This window comes from Labrenzia sp. THAF187b (assembly GCF_009363375.1).
GTDB lineage: Bacteria > Pseudomonadota > Alphaproteobacteria > Rhizobiales > Stappiaceae > Roseibium > Roseibium algicola.
Genome location: NZ_CP045344.1, coordinates 576,903 through 589,574, shown reverse-complemented (window position 1 = coordinate 589,574; position 12,672 = coordinate 576,903). Strand labels below are relative to the sequence as shown.

The following is a 12,672-nucleotide window of genomic DNA, read 5'->3' as shown; positions in this document are numbered from 1 at the left end:
TTGGTTCGGCGTGTTAGCGGTCGAAGCGGACAGGCACCTGCATGTTCATGCGCGCAACGCGAATATCACCCGGAAACTTGGGCATGGGCGAGGCCCTGCGCACCATGTCGAGCGCGGCCTGGTCCAGCACCGGGTGCCCGGAGGACCTGGTCACGCGAATACCGGAAACAGCGCCGTTGGATGAAATCGTGAAGCCGACACTCACCGTTCCCTCCAACCTCTGACGTTTCGCTTCACGGGGATAACGTTTTGCGCGGCGCAGTTTGGCCACCACCTTGCCCTGATAATTGGACGTTGCTTTGGTACCGCCATCATTGGTGCGGGCATTCGCCCGGCTATTGGTGTTGGATTTCGCACTCCGGCTGGTGACGCGTTCACCGCCCTTTCGGGCGCTGGTTTCCGCACCCTTCCTCTGCGCTTTCACAACCTTCTTGGGTTTTTTCTGCTCTTCGGTCTTGGGGGCTTCCGCATTTCGCACGGGCGGCTTGGGTTTGCGGTTCGGTGTCTGCGTGACCTCGGCCAGCGGATCGGCAACAGGCTGTTGCACTTCGGTTTGCTGGTCCACCGGCTGAACAGTCTCGACCGGTGCGGCTGGCTCCACCCGTGCAATTTCGACAGGTTTTTGCTCCGGTGTCGGCTCGGCCGGCCCGGCCGGTTTGACTGGTTCCGGTGTGACACTGCCTTGCAACGTTTCTGACGCCGTCGCGACTTCCGGCGTTGTCGCCGGCGCTTTCACCGGTTCCAATGAAGTAACGCCTGCGACCATCGGAACGGACGGAACAGGTTCTGACGCTGGCGTGTCAGGCACTGCCTCGGCAACGGCCGGGCTTGGCTGGACCTCTACCGGTTTTACTGGCGTGCCGGACCGCACCTCGGGCTTTGCGGTGTTCACCTGTACTTCTTCGACTGGCTCTACGTCCGGCTTCACGTCCTCGACAGGCTGAGGATCGACTACGGCATCCACTTGTGCTCCGGCTACAAGATCCTCGATGGACCCGATCACCGAAACGCCGCCGCCTTCAGAAGCTGCAATGGAGATCTCATTCGGATCTTTCGCGAAAAAGGCGGCGCCGGTGCCGTGCAGCACCAGAGAAAGGATGGCCCCGGCAGCCAGGAAACGCGCGAAACTCACTTCGAGCCTCTTCTTGTTATGAGCACGATGTCGGTGCGTCCGGCATCCTTCAGCTCGCGCAACACCTTTTCCAGGGCGTCCGCCTTCAGCGTGCCGTCCGCAGCCACCTTGATCGGACCGTCTGTGCCGCCTGGCTCATCCTGCTGCGCAAGCCAGTCGGCAACGCCGACTTCGGCCTCTCCGGCAAAGGTGCGGCCTTGCGGGTCAACAATGAGTGCGCCGGTGGACCGGATGGTCTCGTCTTCCAGTATGTTCAGCGGCGGTTCGATTTTCCTGGCATCGTCCCGGGCAACCGACCCTGCAAACAGGAAGAAGATCAGCATCAGGAAAACGACGTTGATCAGCGGAATGGTGTTTTCCGGCGGTTCGCGGCGCTGTGGGGATTTCATGCGCATGAGGTCACCTATTGTCCCGTCACCAGAACGCTCTTCAGCCCGCTTCTGCGAACCTCGGACATGACATCAACCACGTCCTGGACATTTGCATCCGGGCCGGACCAGATCGCGACGACACTGTTTTCCTTGAGCGCGGAAAACAGTTCCGCCATGTCCGCCTTCATCAGGGGGCGGCCATTCAGGTCCAGCTTTTCCGACGTGTGAATACGCAGGTAGGCGGGTCTTTCCGCCGCGCCGCCACCTTCAGCACCGCTGGAAATGTCCAGCGACTGGTACCGTGTGAAGCTGGACGCCAGCATGAAGAACAGCAGCAGCAGGAAGATGACGTCGATCAGCGAGGTCAGGCCGACGGGCTTGCGCCGCACTCTTGCTTTAAACTGCATGCCTCGTCTCCGAAGCCTCCAGGGCCACGATCCGGGCGGCACCGCGTTCGGCGATCGCCCCGGTGAAGAACGCCGTGACCAGCGCTTCCATCTCGGATTGCTCCGCCTCGATACGGCTGTCGAACCAGCCGACAATGGCCGACACGGGTATCGCGACCGAAAGGCCGACGGCGGTCGTCAGCAAGGCTACCCAGATTCCGCCGGCCAGAACGGAAGGGTCCACCGCCGCGCCTGCGCCCTGCATGGCCTGAAAGGCCTCGATCATGCCGAGTACGGTCCCCAGAAGGCCGATCAGCGGTGCTGTCTGCGCGATCATGTCGAGCGGGCGAAGGTATGCCCTCAGCGTGTTGATCCGCTGAATGCAGATCCGCTCGACGTCCTCTTTCAGAAGCTCGGTCCTGGTTTCGCTGCGAGCGCTGCCCTGCACGAGCTTCAGCATGATGTCGGCAACCACGGATTTTCCGCTGGCTGCTATCGTTTTCGCTTCCTGAGGCCGGCCGTCCAGCCAAAGGTCCAGCGCCTTGCGGGCAGTACCGAAACGGCCGACACCCAGATACAGGAACTGCAGCAGCTTGGCGGCAATCAGCGCTGCCGCCACCAGGGAAAGGGCAAGCAGGAACAACACCACCGGGCCGCCCTGATCGACGAGGCCGGTCAACGGAGACAGGAAGTGCGGCAGGGCCGCGGTAGGGACATCAGGCATTTTGATCACGCTTGGGTTTTCATCAGAGGATCAGGTCGATTTCCGACCGCGAGTCGATCCGCAGCAGCGGCAGGCAGTCCTGTTGGGCGGTGTCCTGAAGGTCACAGGCGCGCACCTCGTTCACAAGGACGCGAGAGATGCCGGTACAGTCTCCCTTGGCAACGTCATATTGCCGGACACGCGTCTTGCCGGTGGGAAGATCGCCGAAGTCGATCGCCGCATAGCCGGAAACGCCGTCAGACGTGTCGAACATCACCAGGTCGAGGCCAAGGGCGTTTACGGGAGTTGGCAAGGTGTTGCGGATGACGAAGGTCAACCGGCAGGACCCGTTGACCGTCTCCGCATCGTTCAACTGGACGGAGATCGCTTCGCTTGTCTTGGAGGCGGTTTGGGACGCTGCCTGAGACGCCGATTGCGCGTTGGCTGCGGCAGCAAACTGACTGCTCAGCATCAAGGCAAGCGCAACCGCCCGAACCGGCGCCGAAACCAAAGATCTCTTCATCCCTTCGCTCTCCCGTAGCGGCTCGCGGCCTGGTTCCGGATAAGAATTTCGACCGCGCGTCATTCGAGTTAAAGACTTGTCTCCAGGGCAGCACGTGTGTGGCTTCGGCGAAGCCGCATGGGGGTATCAATCCGCGAAAAGGGCTGTCCCGTCGGGACGCACGAAACGCACGAATGGCTTTCAGAACTGCTGGAGATTTTTGTAGGCTGAGGCGGTCTGCGCGATCGTCATCAAGACCGTCGCTGCCCTGGCTAATCGATCTTTACACCGAAAGCAGCGGGTGAGGGAACCGGTCGGGATTAAAAAAGTTGAATTTTTAGTTCAGAATTTAAGCGGATCACCGGCGATGCCGGGACACAGACCATTTCAGCACCTGCCAAGCGAGCCCGCAGGCCGCAGACGTGCCGACCTGAGGTACCTTTCAGAACACTTCGTCAGAAGACAGGCAGATGAAGGTCGGTGGAATGGAGAGCGCTTGCGCTACTAAACCCGATCGAAGCACGCAAGCTGCCAGTTTGCTGCTGACCCTGGGCGGACGAACTGTTGCCAGTTATCCGTTGTCATCGATCACCGAAATGACAGAGAGCAAACGAAGTCTCTCTCTCGAGAGGAACGGCATTGCGGCAAGCGTCAATTCTCTTCTCGTTATACCCAAATTGAAAGAGAGTGGATTTACAGGTCACATTTAGAGTTTATCTTGCGGCGAACCAAAAATATTCGCCCAAATGGCTAGCCTTCAATCCGGATCAGTTTCCATTGGGCATATCAGTAAAGGGAGCGGCATGCCTCTGATCAATTACGTAACCCGGGTCCAGTTCGGTTTTGGCGAGCTTGCCACGTTGAAGGAGGAACTGGCGCTCGCCGGAATTTCGCGCCCGCTCGTAGTGACGGACAAGGGCGTGCGCGGGCTCGGATTTCTCGACAAGATTGAAGCCGTCCTCGGCAAGGAGCTGGCAGGCGTTTACGACGAAACCCCCGGCAACCCGAATGAGGCGGCCGTCCGTGTCGCGACGGACTTGTTCAAAGAGGTTGAAGCCGACGGAATTATCGCCATAGGTGGCGGATCGGCGATCGATCTCGCAAAGGCGGTTGCCATCCTCGCCGCACATGGCGGCGCCCTGAAGACCTATGCGGTCATCGAGGGTGGCCTGCAAAAAATCACGGCAAAGACCTGGCCGACCATCGCTATTCCGACAACGTCAGGCACCGGTAGCGAAGTCGGACGCGGGGCGATTGTGATACTGGATGATGGCCGGAAAGTCGGTTTGTTGTCTCCATTCCTTGTCCCGAAAGCCGCGATTGTCGATCCGGAATTGACCATGACGCTGCCGCCCGTTTTGACTGCAGCCACCGGAATGGACGCTATCTCGCACTGCATCGAGACCTATCTTGCCCCTTCCTTCAATCCGCCGGCAGACGGCATCGCACTTGAAGGACTGCGCCGCGCCTGGGCGAATATCCGCAAGGCGACAGAAACACCGGATGACAAGGACGCCCGCGCCAACATGGCAATCGCCGCAACCATGGGCGCGATGGCCTTCCAAAAAGGGCTGGGCTGTGTGCACAGCCTCAGTCATGCGCTCGGCGGGCTCAATCCGAAGCTGCACCACGGCACCTTGAACGCGGTGTTCATGCCTGCGGTTCTGGAATTCAACAAGGCGGCCCCGACATCAGTCAGCGAGAACAAATATGCCGGGATGGCCGATGCCATGGGTCTGGCTACCGGAACGGATATCGGAGCGGCCATCAAGGAGATGACGGCGGCCATCGGTTTGCCCGTCAGCCTGTCGGAGCTGGGTGTTTCGGAAGATCTCTTCGACCGCATCATTCAGGGTGCCTTGGCCGACCACAGCCACAAGACCAACCCCATTGACGCAACCGCCGACGACTATCTCAGGATGCTGCAAGCTTCTTATTGACGGGACCGTCTCTGAAACTCCCTTGAGCGCTCTCCGGACCACAGCACCACCCAGAACCGCGGTGTCGGTATTTTCGGAAGCTGGTGGTCCGGAATGCGTCCCCATTTCGGTCGTTCGTCGGCTTTCCGTTTGCTCCCAAAAGCCATCATTCATCGCATACGGATTGACCGTTCATTTCGCGTCGGGTGAAGGTGCTATGGGAAGGACCTTCTAAACCTTACCAGGTGCGCTATTTTCAAAGGCAGGGAGTTACCGACAATGCGCGGATCACATATATTGGTCTGAAGCATGAGTGACCAAAAAGAGACCGGAGACTGATGTGTCACCAAGTAAGGGCCGCGTTGAAAGACTGATTGACAGGATAGGCGCTGAATTTCAGTCTCATCTCATCGACTTGTGGAACACGTCCACAGTCTTTGATATTCAAGACGGTGCCGTTCAAAAGATGATCTCACGCGAAGCGCCATTTGGTGTCATTGGGATCAAGATCCTGGTGCGCAATCCCGGAGACGTAAATCGTCTTTTTGAGCACCAATGGAATTTCAGTATTGGGATCACCGGATGTGAATTCACACTTTTGGATGTCGATTACCAGAACGACGTTTTGGTTGGTGATGCGAATTCAGCCGAATTCGTTGGGCACGAACACATTGCCTACAAGTCGGTTGAACACATGATTGCCTTTCATGGCGATGAGTTCGGCATAGGAAAGGTCTTCATTGAAAAAATTGGCACTTTCTGCCCCAGCCTGCTTGAAAAGCCACCATTGTTTTTTCGAATGCCGCGCAGGGCGCCGCCCGCCTACAGATACACAGAAGCACCCCAGGCCATTCGCGAGGAGGTGGGCCTATCGCTTGATGGCGGCATGCTTCTGATTGAGGCGATGATCAAAGAACATGGGATTGCCCCTTATACGATCTTTCTGTCCTTCCATTCTGACGAAAACTTCTGGCTGGTTGATCTCCCTGAAGCGCTTGTCGACCGGTACCAGCACGGCCTCATTGATCCGAGCCTTGGTGAACACCATTCAAATCTTGAGGTTGGGGTATCCATTACAGCGGAAGCCCTGAGGAACAGGGTTCGGCAGAAGCCAAACAGCGCTGAGCGTGATAACGGCGTCTTTTTCTCCATGTCCGGAAGCGGTTCTGCGTCAGGCTATTTGAACGGATTGAATTGACGTTCCGTTGGCTGGGGTCATCTCAGTTGCAGTGAGAAGGCGCGCAATTCCCGACAACCTACTCTCTGACACGATCCGGACCTTGGCTGCGTGGCGCACCAATGTCCGCATTGTTGATCGCTGCGGCCATTATCCGACGGTCCGCTGCCGTTCATCGGTGGAACTGCATGCTGCGCGCCGGCCCGCCATACCACCCATCCACTTCTGCGTTGTCTACCTCACAGCCAAGGCCCGCTTAGGGGACTTAGCTGACATTTGAAATCCGCCCAGATACTCTTGCTGGACGTTTTTCAGCAAGGGTTCGAATGCATGAGCAATGGATACGCGCTACTTGCCGCTGAGATATCCAGATGGCCTTCAATGAATGAACTGGCGAGCATTTTTAGGTCTGATGGCTACACCGTCATTGAAGGAAAGTTCTCGTTAAGGTTGGCGGACTTCAATCACTTTGTTTTCAGAGAATTAGGTGGCGATCTGAGTCTTGGTTCTGTAAGCGCCGATCACAGGTCGACCGAAGAACTTGTGGCCTTCTCTCACCGTGTGTCGAGGACACTTGCGAACTCGGGTATTAGACACCGTTTCGAAGTGTATTCGGAAAAGGAAGAACTAGCAGCTTACATGCACCATAATTGGCCGAAAGACCGGTAGGTTTGGGCTCCAAGCAGCCTTTCGCCGTCGTGACGCGCCTATCCCTACCTCGTGGTGCTGGTCGACACAAACGGCCGATTCCGGACATTCACCTTCGATTGGTTCAATGGCAGCTTCGCGGCCCCACATAGGTCGTTTAGTTCCGTATGCAAGTTTCCCGGAAGCAGACATAGGCAGCGCAACTCCTGTCGGGAATTGATTTGAATTCCAGCAGCTAACATTCGATGTCTTTTAAGAGGTAAGCCACTTAGGAAGTGATTGACCGCGAACTGTTGAACAACACTCCGTTCGTGTATTTGAGGCCGCTGTCACAAGCGACTGTAACGACGGTGGCGGTCGGTCCGAGTTCTTTGGCGAGTTCGATTGCTGCCAGCACGTTTATTCCAGTCGATGTTCCGGCGAAGATGCCTTCTTCGCTCGCCAGGCGCTGTCACATAATGCGGGCCTCGGTCTCCGGCACGCTTCGCGCTTCATCGTATACAGGGTATTTCAGAAGAAGCGGCGGTATGAAGCCGATGCCAATCCCCTCGACATGATGTGTTCCGGGCCTGCCTTCGGTGATTGTCGGCGACGATGCCGGCTCAAGCAGTACGACACGCGTTTCCGGATTGACTGCCTTGAGAGCCTGGGCAGTACCTATCAGCATCCCGCCGATGCCGACTGCACCGCAAAAGGCGGTGATGCCCTCAGGGAACTGCTCGATCAGTTCCTCCCCGATGGTTCTGTAACCCGCGAGCGAGTCGGGATTGTTGAACTGATCCGAATAGAGGTATCCGTCCATTTCGCCCAACTCGCGGGCACGGGCGATCATGCTCGGTATCAGGTCGGCGGTGATTTTGCCCGTGGGGCTCTCAATGAGTTCAACGATTGCGCCAAAGGCTGCAATGGTTCGCAACTTTTCCTGCGCGAAGGCATTGGACGAAACGACGTGAAACCTGTGTCCCCGCACGGCGCATACAAATGCCAGCGATGAGCCTGTACTGCCACCACTGGCTTCAACCACTGTCATTCCCGGCTCCAGGCTGCCACGGCGTTCCGCCTCGGCGATCATGGTTCTAGCCATCCGGTCTTTGTAAGATCCGGTTGGGTTGAAATACTCCAGCTTGACGAAAACTTTCCCCGCTCGCTCCGGAACGACTTTGCTGAGTTGCACCACGGGTGTGTTTCCAATGGTATCGAGCATGGAATTCGTGGCACAGGGCGGGGTGGTCATTCAATTGGCCTCTTCCTTTGTTGGTTTTGAGAACCGCTGATTTTGAGCGGACCTGCTTCTTTGGAGATGCGGTCCGTTTTCGTATGCGTGCGTGCGACAGAGACTGTGCGGCTATCTTTGCCAAGAAATGTCTGAAATCAACATCCTCAAAATTTTTTTAGATTCAAAAGTGCATTTATCTGATTCTGAAAATGGCGTGAAAACCTATAAAATAGAAATAATTATAAATTTCAGGAAGTTGAATGCCGAGGTGTATTTTCAACGCTAATATTGCATTTTATGATCTAAATATGCAATATAGCTCTGGCGACTGCATGTTGGACGTCGGTCGCTTGTCAATTTGGGAGGATACATGTTCGGTCACACCATTCGTGCAGGTGCGTTTGTTGCACTTGCTTCCCTCGCATCTGTGTCTGGAGCGCAGGCGCAGGACTTCAAACCTGAAAATCCGGAATGCATCGCACCGGCCAATCCCGGTGGCGGCTGGGATTTTATCTGCCGCACCACCGCCAAGCTGCTCTTTGATGAAGGCATCATCGATGGCGCAATGCAGGTCACTAACATGTCGGGTGGCGGCGGTGGCGTTGCCTATGCTCATGTCGTCAACGAACGCAACACCGACGACAACCTGATCATTGCAGCGTCGAACGGAACCACTTCGCGTCTGGCTCAGGGTGCATTTCCGGGCAATACGGCTGACGACGTGGACTGGCTGGCGACGTTCGGTGCGGAATACGGTGCGATCGCTGTTGCAAAGGATTCCAAGTATCAGACACTCAAGGAGCTGATGGACGCTGTCGTCGAAGATCCCCGTTCGGTCGCCTTCTCCGGTGGCTCGGCGGTTGGCGGCTACGACCACATCAAGCCCTTGCTGCTCGGAAAGTCGGCAGGCCTCGATGATGTGCGTCAGATGAAATACGTCGCTTTTGCAGGTGGCGGAGAAGCGATGACCGCTTTGCTTTCGGACTCCGTCCAGGTTTTCTCAGGCGACTTCTCCGAAGTGCGCGGCTTTCTTGAATCTGGCGACATTCGTGTCGTTGCGGTGCTTGCACCCGAACGATTGAGCGGCTTCCCGGATATCCCGACGGCACGCGAGCAAGGTTATGACGTCCTGGGGGCGAACTGGCGTGGTCTCTACGTTCCGAAAGGTAGCTCCGAAGCCTCCAAGAAATTCTGGGACGAAGCGATCCAGAAGCTCGTTGCCAGCGAGGCTTTTCAGGATCAACTGAAGGCAGCTGCAATTGAGCCATTCAATAACTTTGGCGCTGATGCGGATGCTTTCGTGACGCAGAATATCTCGGAAATCGAAACGATTTCGCGGGAAATCGGGATCATCCAGTAACCCGGTACCGGTTTAACGCCCCGACGTCTTTGACGGTCGGGGCGACCTTTTCAAATCCATTTATCCCGGAGCGGACCATGAGCGACCGAATTCTCGGCGGTGTCGGTGTATGCCTGGCAGCCTTCTACATCTGGGCGGCGACGATCATCCCGAAGAGCTTTATGGCTGACGTCATCGGGCCCAGTACCTTTCCCATAATTATCGGCGTCATACTCGCAGTGTGCTCGACGGTCTTCATTCTGAAACCAGATCCTGCACCTGATTGGCCCTCTGCCGGGCCTCTCCTGGAGATCGCTTTCGCTGTCGCCGTCATGTTGGCCTATGCCCATCTCCTGCCTGAACTTGGCTTTGTCATATCAACGGCTATTGCGACCACTTACCTGACATGGCGTCTTGGTTCGAAACCGCTCAATTCGGTCGTGATCGGTGTTGCGACCTCAATCGGAATTTATGTCGTCTTTCGTCTGATCCTTGGCCTTTCCCTGGCCAAGGGCCCGCTTGGCTTCTGAGGAAACGCCCATGGAAACGCTTGCCAACCTCGCTGACGGATTTGCGGTTGCACTCACATTCCAGAACTTGCTTCTGGCGTTGGTCGGATGCTTTCTCGGGACGTTGATGGGAGCGCTTCCGGGACTCGGCCCGGCCAATGGCGTGGCGATCCTGATCCCGATCGCATTCACTCTGGGTCTCGGGCCGACTGCGTCGCTGATCCTCCTGACCAGCGTCTACTATGGGGCGATGTACGGGGGACGGATCTCGTCCATTCTGCTGAATATTCCCGGCGACGAGCCGGCAATGATGACCTGCCTGGATGGCTATCCGATGGCGCAGCAGGGCAGGGCAGGCGAAGCGCTTACGCTTTCCGGAATTGCAAGCTTCGTGGGAGCCTTTTTTGCGACCTGGGGGCTGGTGCTGCTTGCGCCGCAGCTTGTGAAGATCGCATTGCTGTTCGGGCCCGCCGAGTATTTCGTGCTGTTTACGCTGGCATTCGCAACGCTTGGCGGAATTTCGGCAATGAACCAGGCAAAGTCGGCCTTTGCAGCCATGTTGGGCCTTGGAATTGCGATGATCGGTGTCGACACGCAGACAGGCGTGCCGCGGTTCACTTTCGGTGAAGTGCATCTTTATGACGGCATCGACTTTCTGGTCGCCATCGTCGGCCTCTTTGCCTTGTCCGAGGTGTTCATCTTCCTTGAACATCATCGTGGGTCCGCGATTGCCGACAAGTCCTCGAAACTGTCGATCGGACGCCTCGTGCCGTCGATTGCTGTGCTGAAGCACTGCACGCCGACCATGATCCGCAGCACCATTATCGGCTTTCTCGCTGGTGTCTTGCCTGGGGCTGGTGCTTCCCTGGGGTCTTTCTTGTCCTATTCGGTCGAAAAGCAGATCGTCGACGGCAAGGGCAAGGCCTTCGGAAAGGGGGACCCGCGAGGCGTTGCGGCTCCCGAAGCCGGCAACAACGCAGCAGCGGGTGGGGCACTTGTTCCCATGCTGGCACTGGGGGTTCCTGGCTCGGGCACAACCGCCGTGCTGCTCGCCGTCCTTTTGTCTCTCAACATCACTCCGGGGCCGCTTCTGTTTCAGAAGAACCCCGACGTCGTCTGGGGGCTTATTGCAGCGCTCTTCATCGGCAACATGATGTTGCTCCTGCTTAACATCCCCATGGTCGGTCTTTTCGCACGGGTCCTGATGGTGCCCACCCGGATCCTCATGCCGGTCGTCGCCATGATCTCCTTTGTCGGTATTTACGGCATTTCTGGCTCGACCTTTGACCTTACGATGATGGTCGGCTTCGGTCTGGTCGGCTGGGCGCTTCGCAAGCTCGACGTTCCGCTGGTGCCGATCATCCTCGGCATCCTGCTCGGCAACGAGATGGAAGTGAATCTGCGCCGGGCCATGACCATTTCGGATGGCGATTGGACGATCCTCGTTGGGTCGCCTTTGGCGATCATCCTCTGGATCATCGCGATCGTAGGCTTCATCCTGCCGATCTTCATGGGCCGTCGTGTCCGCCAGCGCATGGAGGCGCAGCGAAAGGAAGAAGAGATCGAGGAGATCAGTGTTGGCGACTGATTTCTGCGCTTGCCTTCGGTGCTTCAAGAGTTTCGACGCCGCCCTTGTGTCAGACGCCGTCGGCATTGAAAGCAACTGGCGATATCGCCGGGGCGAGACCTTGCCCTTCGCCGTCGCTGCTGGACGAAAACCTTGAACGTAGATTTGGTCTATTGGCTGCGGGTTGTCGGCACTGCGGCACTCGCGGCGTTGGGTGGATGGCTGGTGTCACGCACCGGGATCCCGCTCGGGTGGCTTGTCGGGGCAATGGTTGTGGTCGCGGTGGCCTCCTTGTCCAAACTGCCTTTGGAGCAGCCAGCGCCACTGATGCCACCTGTGAAGGCTGCCGTGGGAACCATGCTGGGTGCCCGGGTCTCGTCCGACCTGATTCAGTCCTTGCCGGAATGGGCCTTCTCGCTGGTTTTTCTTTGCGCTGCTCTTCTGGTGATGTGCACCGTGTGTTTCATAATACTTCGGCGCCTGTTTTCCCTGGATCCACAGACAGCGGCGTTATGCTCTGTGCCTGGCGGCATCACCGAGATGATCCTCCTGAGCGAACAGGCAGGCGCCGATCAGGCTCGAGTGGCGATCATTCACGCCCTGCGCATCGCGCTTTCGATCCTCATCCTTCCGTTTCTGATTGCCTGGTTTGCCCATATCGACATCCAGCGCACCGCACCGGCCGCCATGGCCGCGATGCCGGCCTCCGGATGGATCTGGTTTGTCGTGTGCATCAGCGTCGGTGTTCTGGCTACACGATTGCGGCGTTTTCCCGTGCCATCGATGCTTGTTCCACTCCTGTTGAGTGCAGCATTGCATGTGTCCGGCGTCACCGACTTCACAGTCCCACCCTGGGTCATGACCATTGTGCAGGTCTTCATCGGCATCAATGTCGGCGCCCGGTTTCTCGGCACGACCTTCTTTCAGCTCGCAGGTGTCGTCGGTGCTGCCGTCGTCGTTGTGGTGACGCAGATCTCCATTGCCTTTCTCATGGCCAACGTTGCTGCGGCTCTGACCGATTGGGACCCGCTTGCGCTCATGCTTGCTTACGCGCCGGGCGGCCTTGCCGAAATGTCGCTCATTGCCGTGGCAATGGGGCGCGAGGTCGCCTTTGTCGGCTTTCACCACCTGTTTCGCGTCCTCCTGGCATTGGCTCTCGGTCCGATGCTGTTGAGGCGTCTTAAGTCTATCAAGGAGAACTGA

At 57.4% G+C, this 12,672-nt stretch carries 12 protein-coding genes; 6 read left to right on the top strand and 6 right to left on the bottom strand.

The window, feature by feature from the left end:
* Nucleotides 1-13: 13 nt before the first annotated feature.
* Genes FIV03_RS02735 through FIV03_RS02715 form a run of 5 tightly spaced genes read right to left on the bottom strand, consistent with a single transcriptional unit; the run spans nucleotide 14 to nucleotide 3,115 of the window.
* Entirely contained in the window at nucleotides 14-1,132 is a 1,119-nt protein-coding gene (locus FIV03_RS02735) for a TonB family protein (protein WP_286202259.1), read from the bottom strand.
* The gene (locus tag FIV03_RS02730) at nucleotides 1,129-1,521 is read right to left on the bottom strand and encodes a biopolymer transporter ExbD (RefSeq protein ID WP_209009838.1); all 393 of its coding nucleotides are present in this window, start codon (nucleotides 1,519-1,521) and stop codon (nucleotides 1,129-1,131) included. The genes FIV03_RS02735 and FIV03_RS02730 overlap by 4 nt, the downstream gene beginning before the upstream one ends.
* A gap of 14 nt (nucleotides 1,522-1,535) precedes the next feature.
* Nucleotides 1,536-1,910, bottom strand: a complete 375-nt coding sequence (locus tag FIV03_RS02725) for a biopolymer transporter ExbD (RefSeq protein ID WP_055657393.1) — start codon at nucleotides 1,908-1,910, stop codon at nucleotides 1,536-1,538.
* Nucleotides 1,900-2,613, bottom strand: coding sequence for a MotA/TolQ/ExbB proton channel family protein (locus tag FIV03_RS02720; protein ID WP_209009837.1), 714 nt, complete (start codon nucleotides 2,611-2,613; stop codon nucleotides 1,900-1,902). Before FIV03_RS02720 ends, FIV03_RS02725 begins: the two co-directional genes overlap by 11 nt.
* A gap of 22 nt (nucleotides 2,614-2,635) precedes the next feature.
* On the bottom strand, nucleotides 2,636-3,115 hold the full coding sequence (locus tag FIV03_RS02715) for a hypothetical protein (RefSeq protein WP_152508587.1): 480 nt from the start codon (nucleotides 3,113-3,115) through the stop codon (nucleotides 2,636-2,638).
* A 782-nt stretch (nucleotides 3,116-3,897) separates the two neighbouring features.
* On the opposite strand from FIV03_RS02715, the gene FIV03_RS02710 reads away from it, so the two are divergent.
* On the top strand, nucleotides 3,898-5,034 hold the full coding sequence (locus FIV03_RS02710) for an iron-containing alcohol dehydrogenase (protein ID WP_152508586.1): 1,137 nt from the start codon (nucleotides 3,898-3,900) through the stop codon (nucleotides 5,032-5,034).
* A 292-nt stretch (nucleotides 5,035-5,326) separates the two neighbouring features.
* The gene (locus FIV03_RS02705) at nucleotides 5,327-6,211 is read left to right on the top strand and encodes a hypothetical protein (protein WP_152508585.1); all 885 of its coding nucleotides are present in this window, start codon (nucleotides 5,327-5,329) and stop codon (nucleotides 6,209-6,211) included.
* A 1,078-nt stretch (nucleotides 6,212-7,289) separates the two neighbouring features.
* Here the strand turns inward: FIV03_RS02705 and FIV03_RS02700 are convergent.
* Entirely contained in the window at nucleotides 7,290-8,072 is a 783-nt protein-coding gene (locus tag FIV03_RS02700) for a cysteine synthase family protein (protein WP_286202258.1), read from the bottom strand.
* Nucleotides 8,073-8,424: 352 nt separating this feature from the next.
* Between FIV03_RS02700 and FIV03_RS02695 the strand changes: the two genes are divergently transcribed.
* From FIV03_RS02695 to FIV03_RS02680, 4 genes are all read left to right on the top strand, one after another.
* Nucleotides 8,425-9,414, top strand: a complete 990-nt coding sequence (locus tag FIV03_RS02695) for a tripartite tricarboxylate transporter substrate-binding protein (protein WP_152508584.1) — start codon at nucleotides 8,425-8,427, stop codon at nucleotides 9,412-9,414.
* 77 nt (nucleotides 9,415-9,491) lie between these two features.
* Nucleotides 9,492-9,923: a tripartite tricarboxylate transporter TctB family protein gene (locus tag FIV03_RS02690; protein WP_152508583.1), complete on the top strand. Its 432-nt coding sequence runs from the start codon at nucleotides 9,492-9,494 to the stop codon at nucleotides 9,921-9,923.
* A gap of 10 nt (nucleotides 9,924-9,933) precedes the next feature.
* The gene (locus FIV03_RS02685; protein WP_152508582.1) at nucleotides 9,934-11,490 is read left to right on the top strand and encodes a tripartite tricarboxylate transporter permease; all 1,557 of its coding nucleotides are present in this window, start codon (nucleotides 9,934-9,936) and stop codon (nucleotides 11,488-11,490) included.
* 132 nt (nucleotides 11,491-11,622) lie between these two features.
* On the top strand, nucleotides 11,623-12,672 hold the full coding sequence (locus FIV03_RS02680) for an AbrB family transcriptional regulator (protein WP_173013753.1): 1,050 nt from the start codon (nucleotides 11,623-11,625) through the stop codon (nucleotides 12,670-12,672).

Excerpts from the sequence above, each read along its gene's own strand:
- FIV03_RS02690 (WP_152508583.1), top strand. The coding sequence starts at position 9,492 with ATGAGCGACCGAATTCTCGGCGGTGTCGGTGTATGCCTGGCAGCCTTC.
- FIV03_RS02710 (WP_152508586.1), top strand. The coding sequence starts at position 3,898 with ATGCCTCTGATCAATTACGTAACCCGGGTCCAGTTCGGTTTTGGCGAG.
- FIV03_RS02685 (WP_152508582.1), top strand. The coding sequence starts at position 9,934 with ATGGAAACGCTTGCCAACCTCGCTGACGGATTTGCGGTTGCACTCACA.
- FIV03_RS02730 (WP_209009838.1), bottom strand. The coding sequence starts at position 1,521 with ATGAAATCCCCACAGCGCCGCGAACCGCCGGAAAACACCATTCCGCTG.
- FIV03_RS02715 (WP_152508587.1), bottom strand. The coding sequence starts at position 3,115 with ATGAAGAGATCTTTGGTTTCGGCGCCGGTTCGGGCGGTTGCGCTTGCC.
- FIV03_RS02695 (WP_152508584.1), top strand. The coding sequence starts at position 8,425 with ATGTTCGGTCACACCATTCGTGCAGGTGCGTTTGTTGCACTTGCTTCC.
- FIV03_RS02700 (WP_286202258.1), bottom strand. The coding sequence starts at position 8,072 with ATGACCACCCCGCCCTGTGCCACGAATTCCATGCTCGATACCATTGGA.
- FIV03_RS02720 (WP_209009837.1), bottom strand. The coding sequence starts at position 2,613 with ATGCCTGATGTCCCTACCGCGGCCCTGCCGCACTTCCTGTCTCCGTTG.
- FIV03_RS02725 (WP_055657393.1), bottom strand. The coding sequence starts at position 1,910 with ATGCAGTTTAAAGCAAGAGTGCGGCGCAAGCCCGTCGGCCTGACCTCG.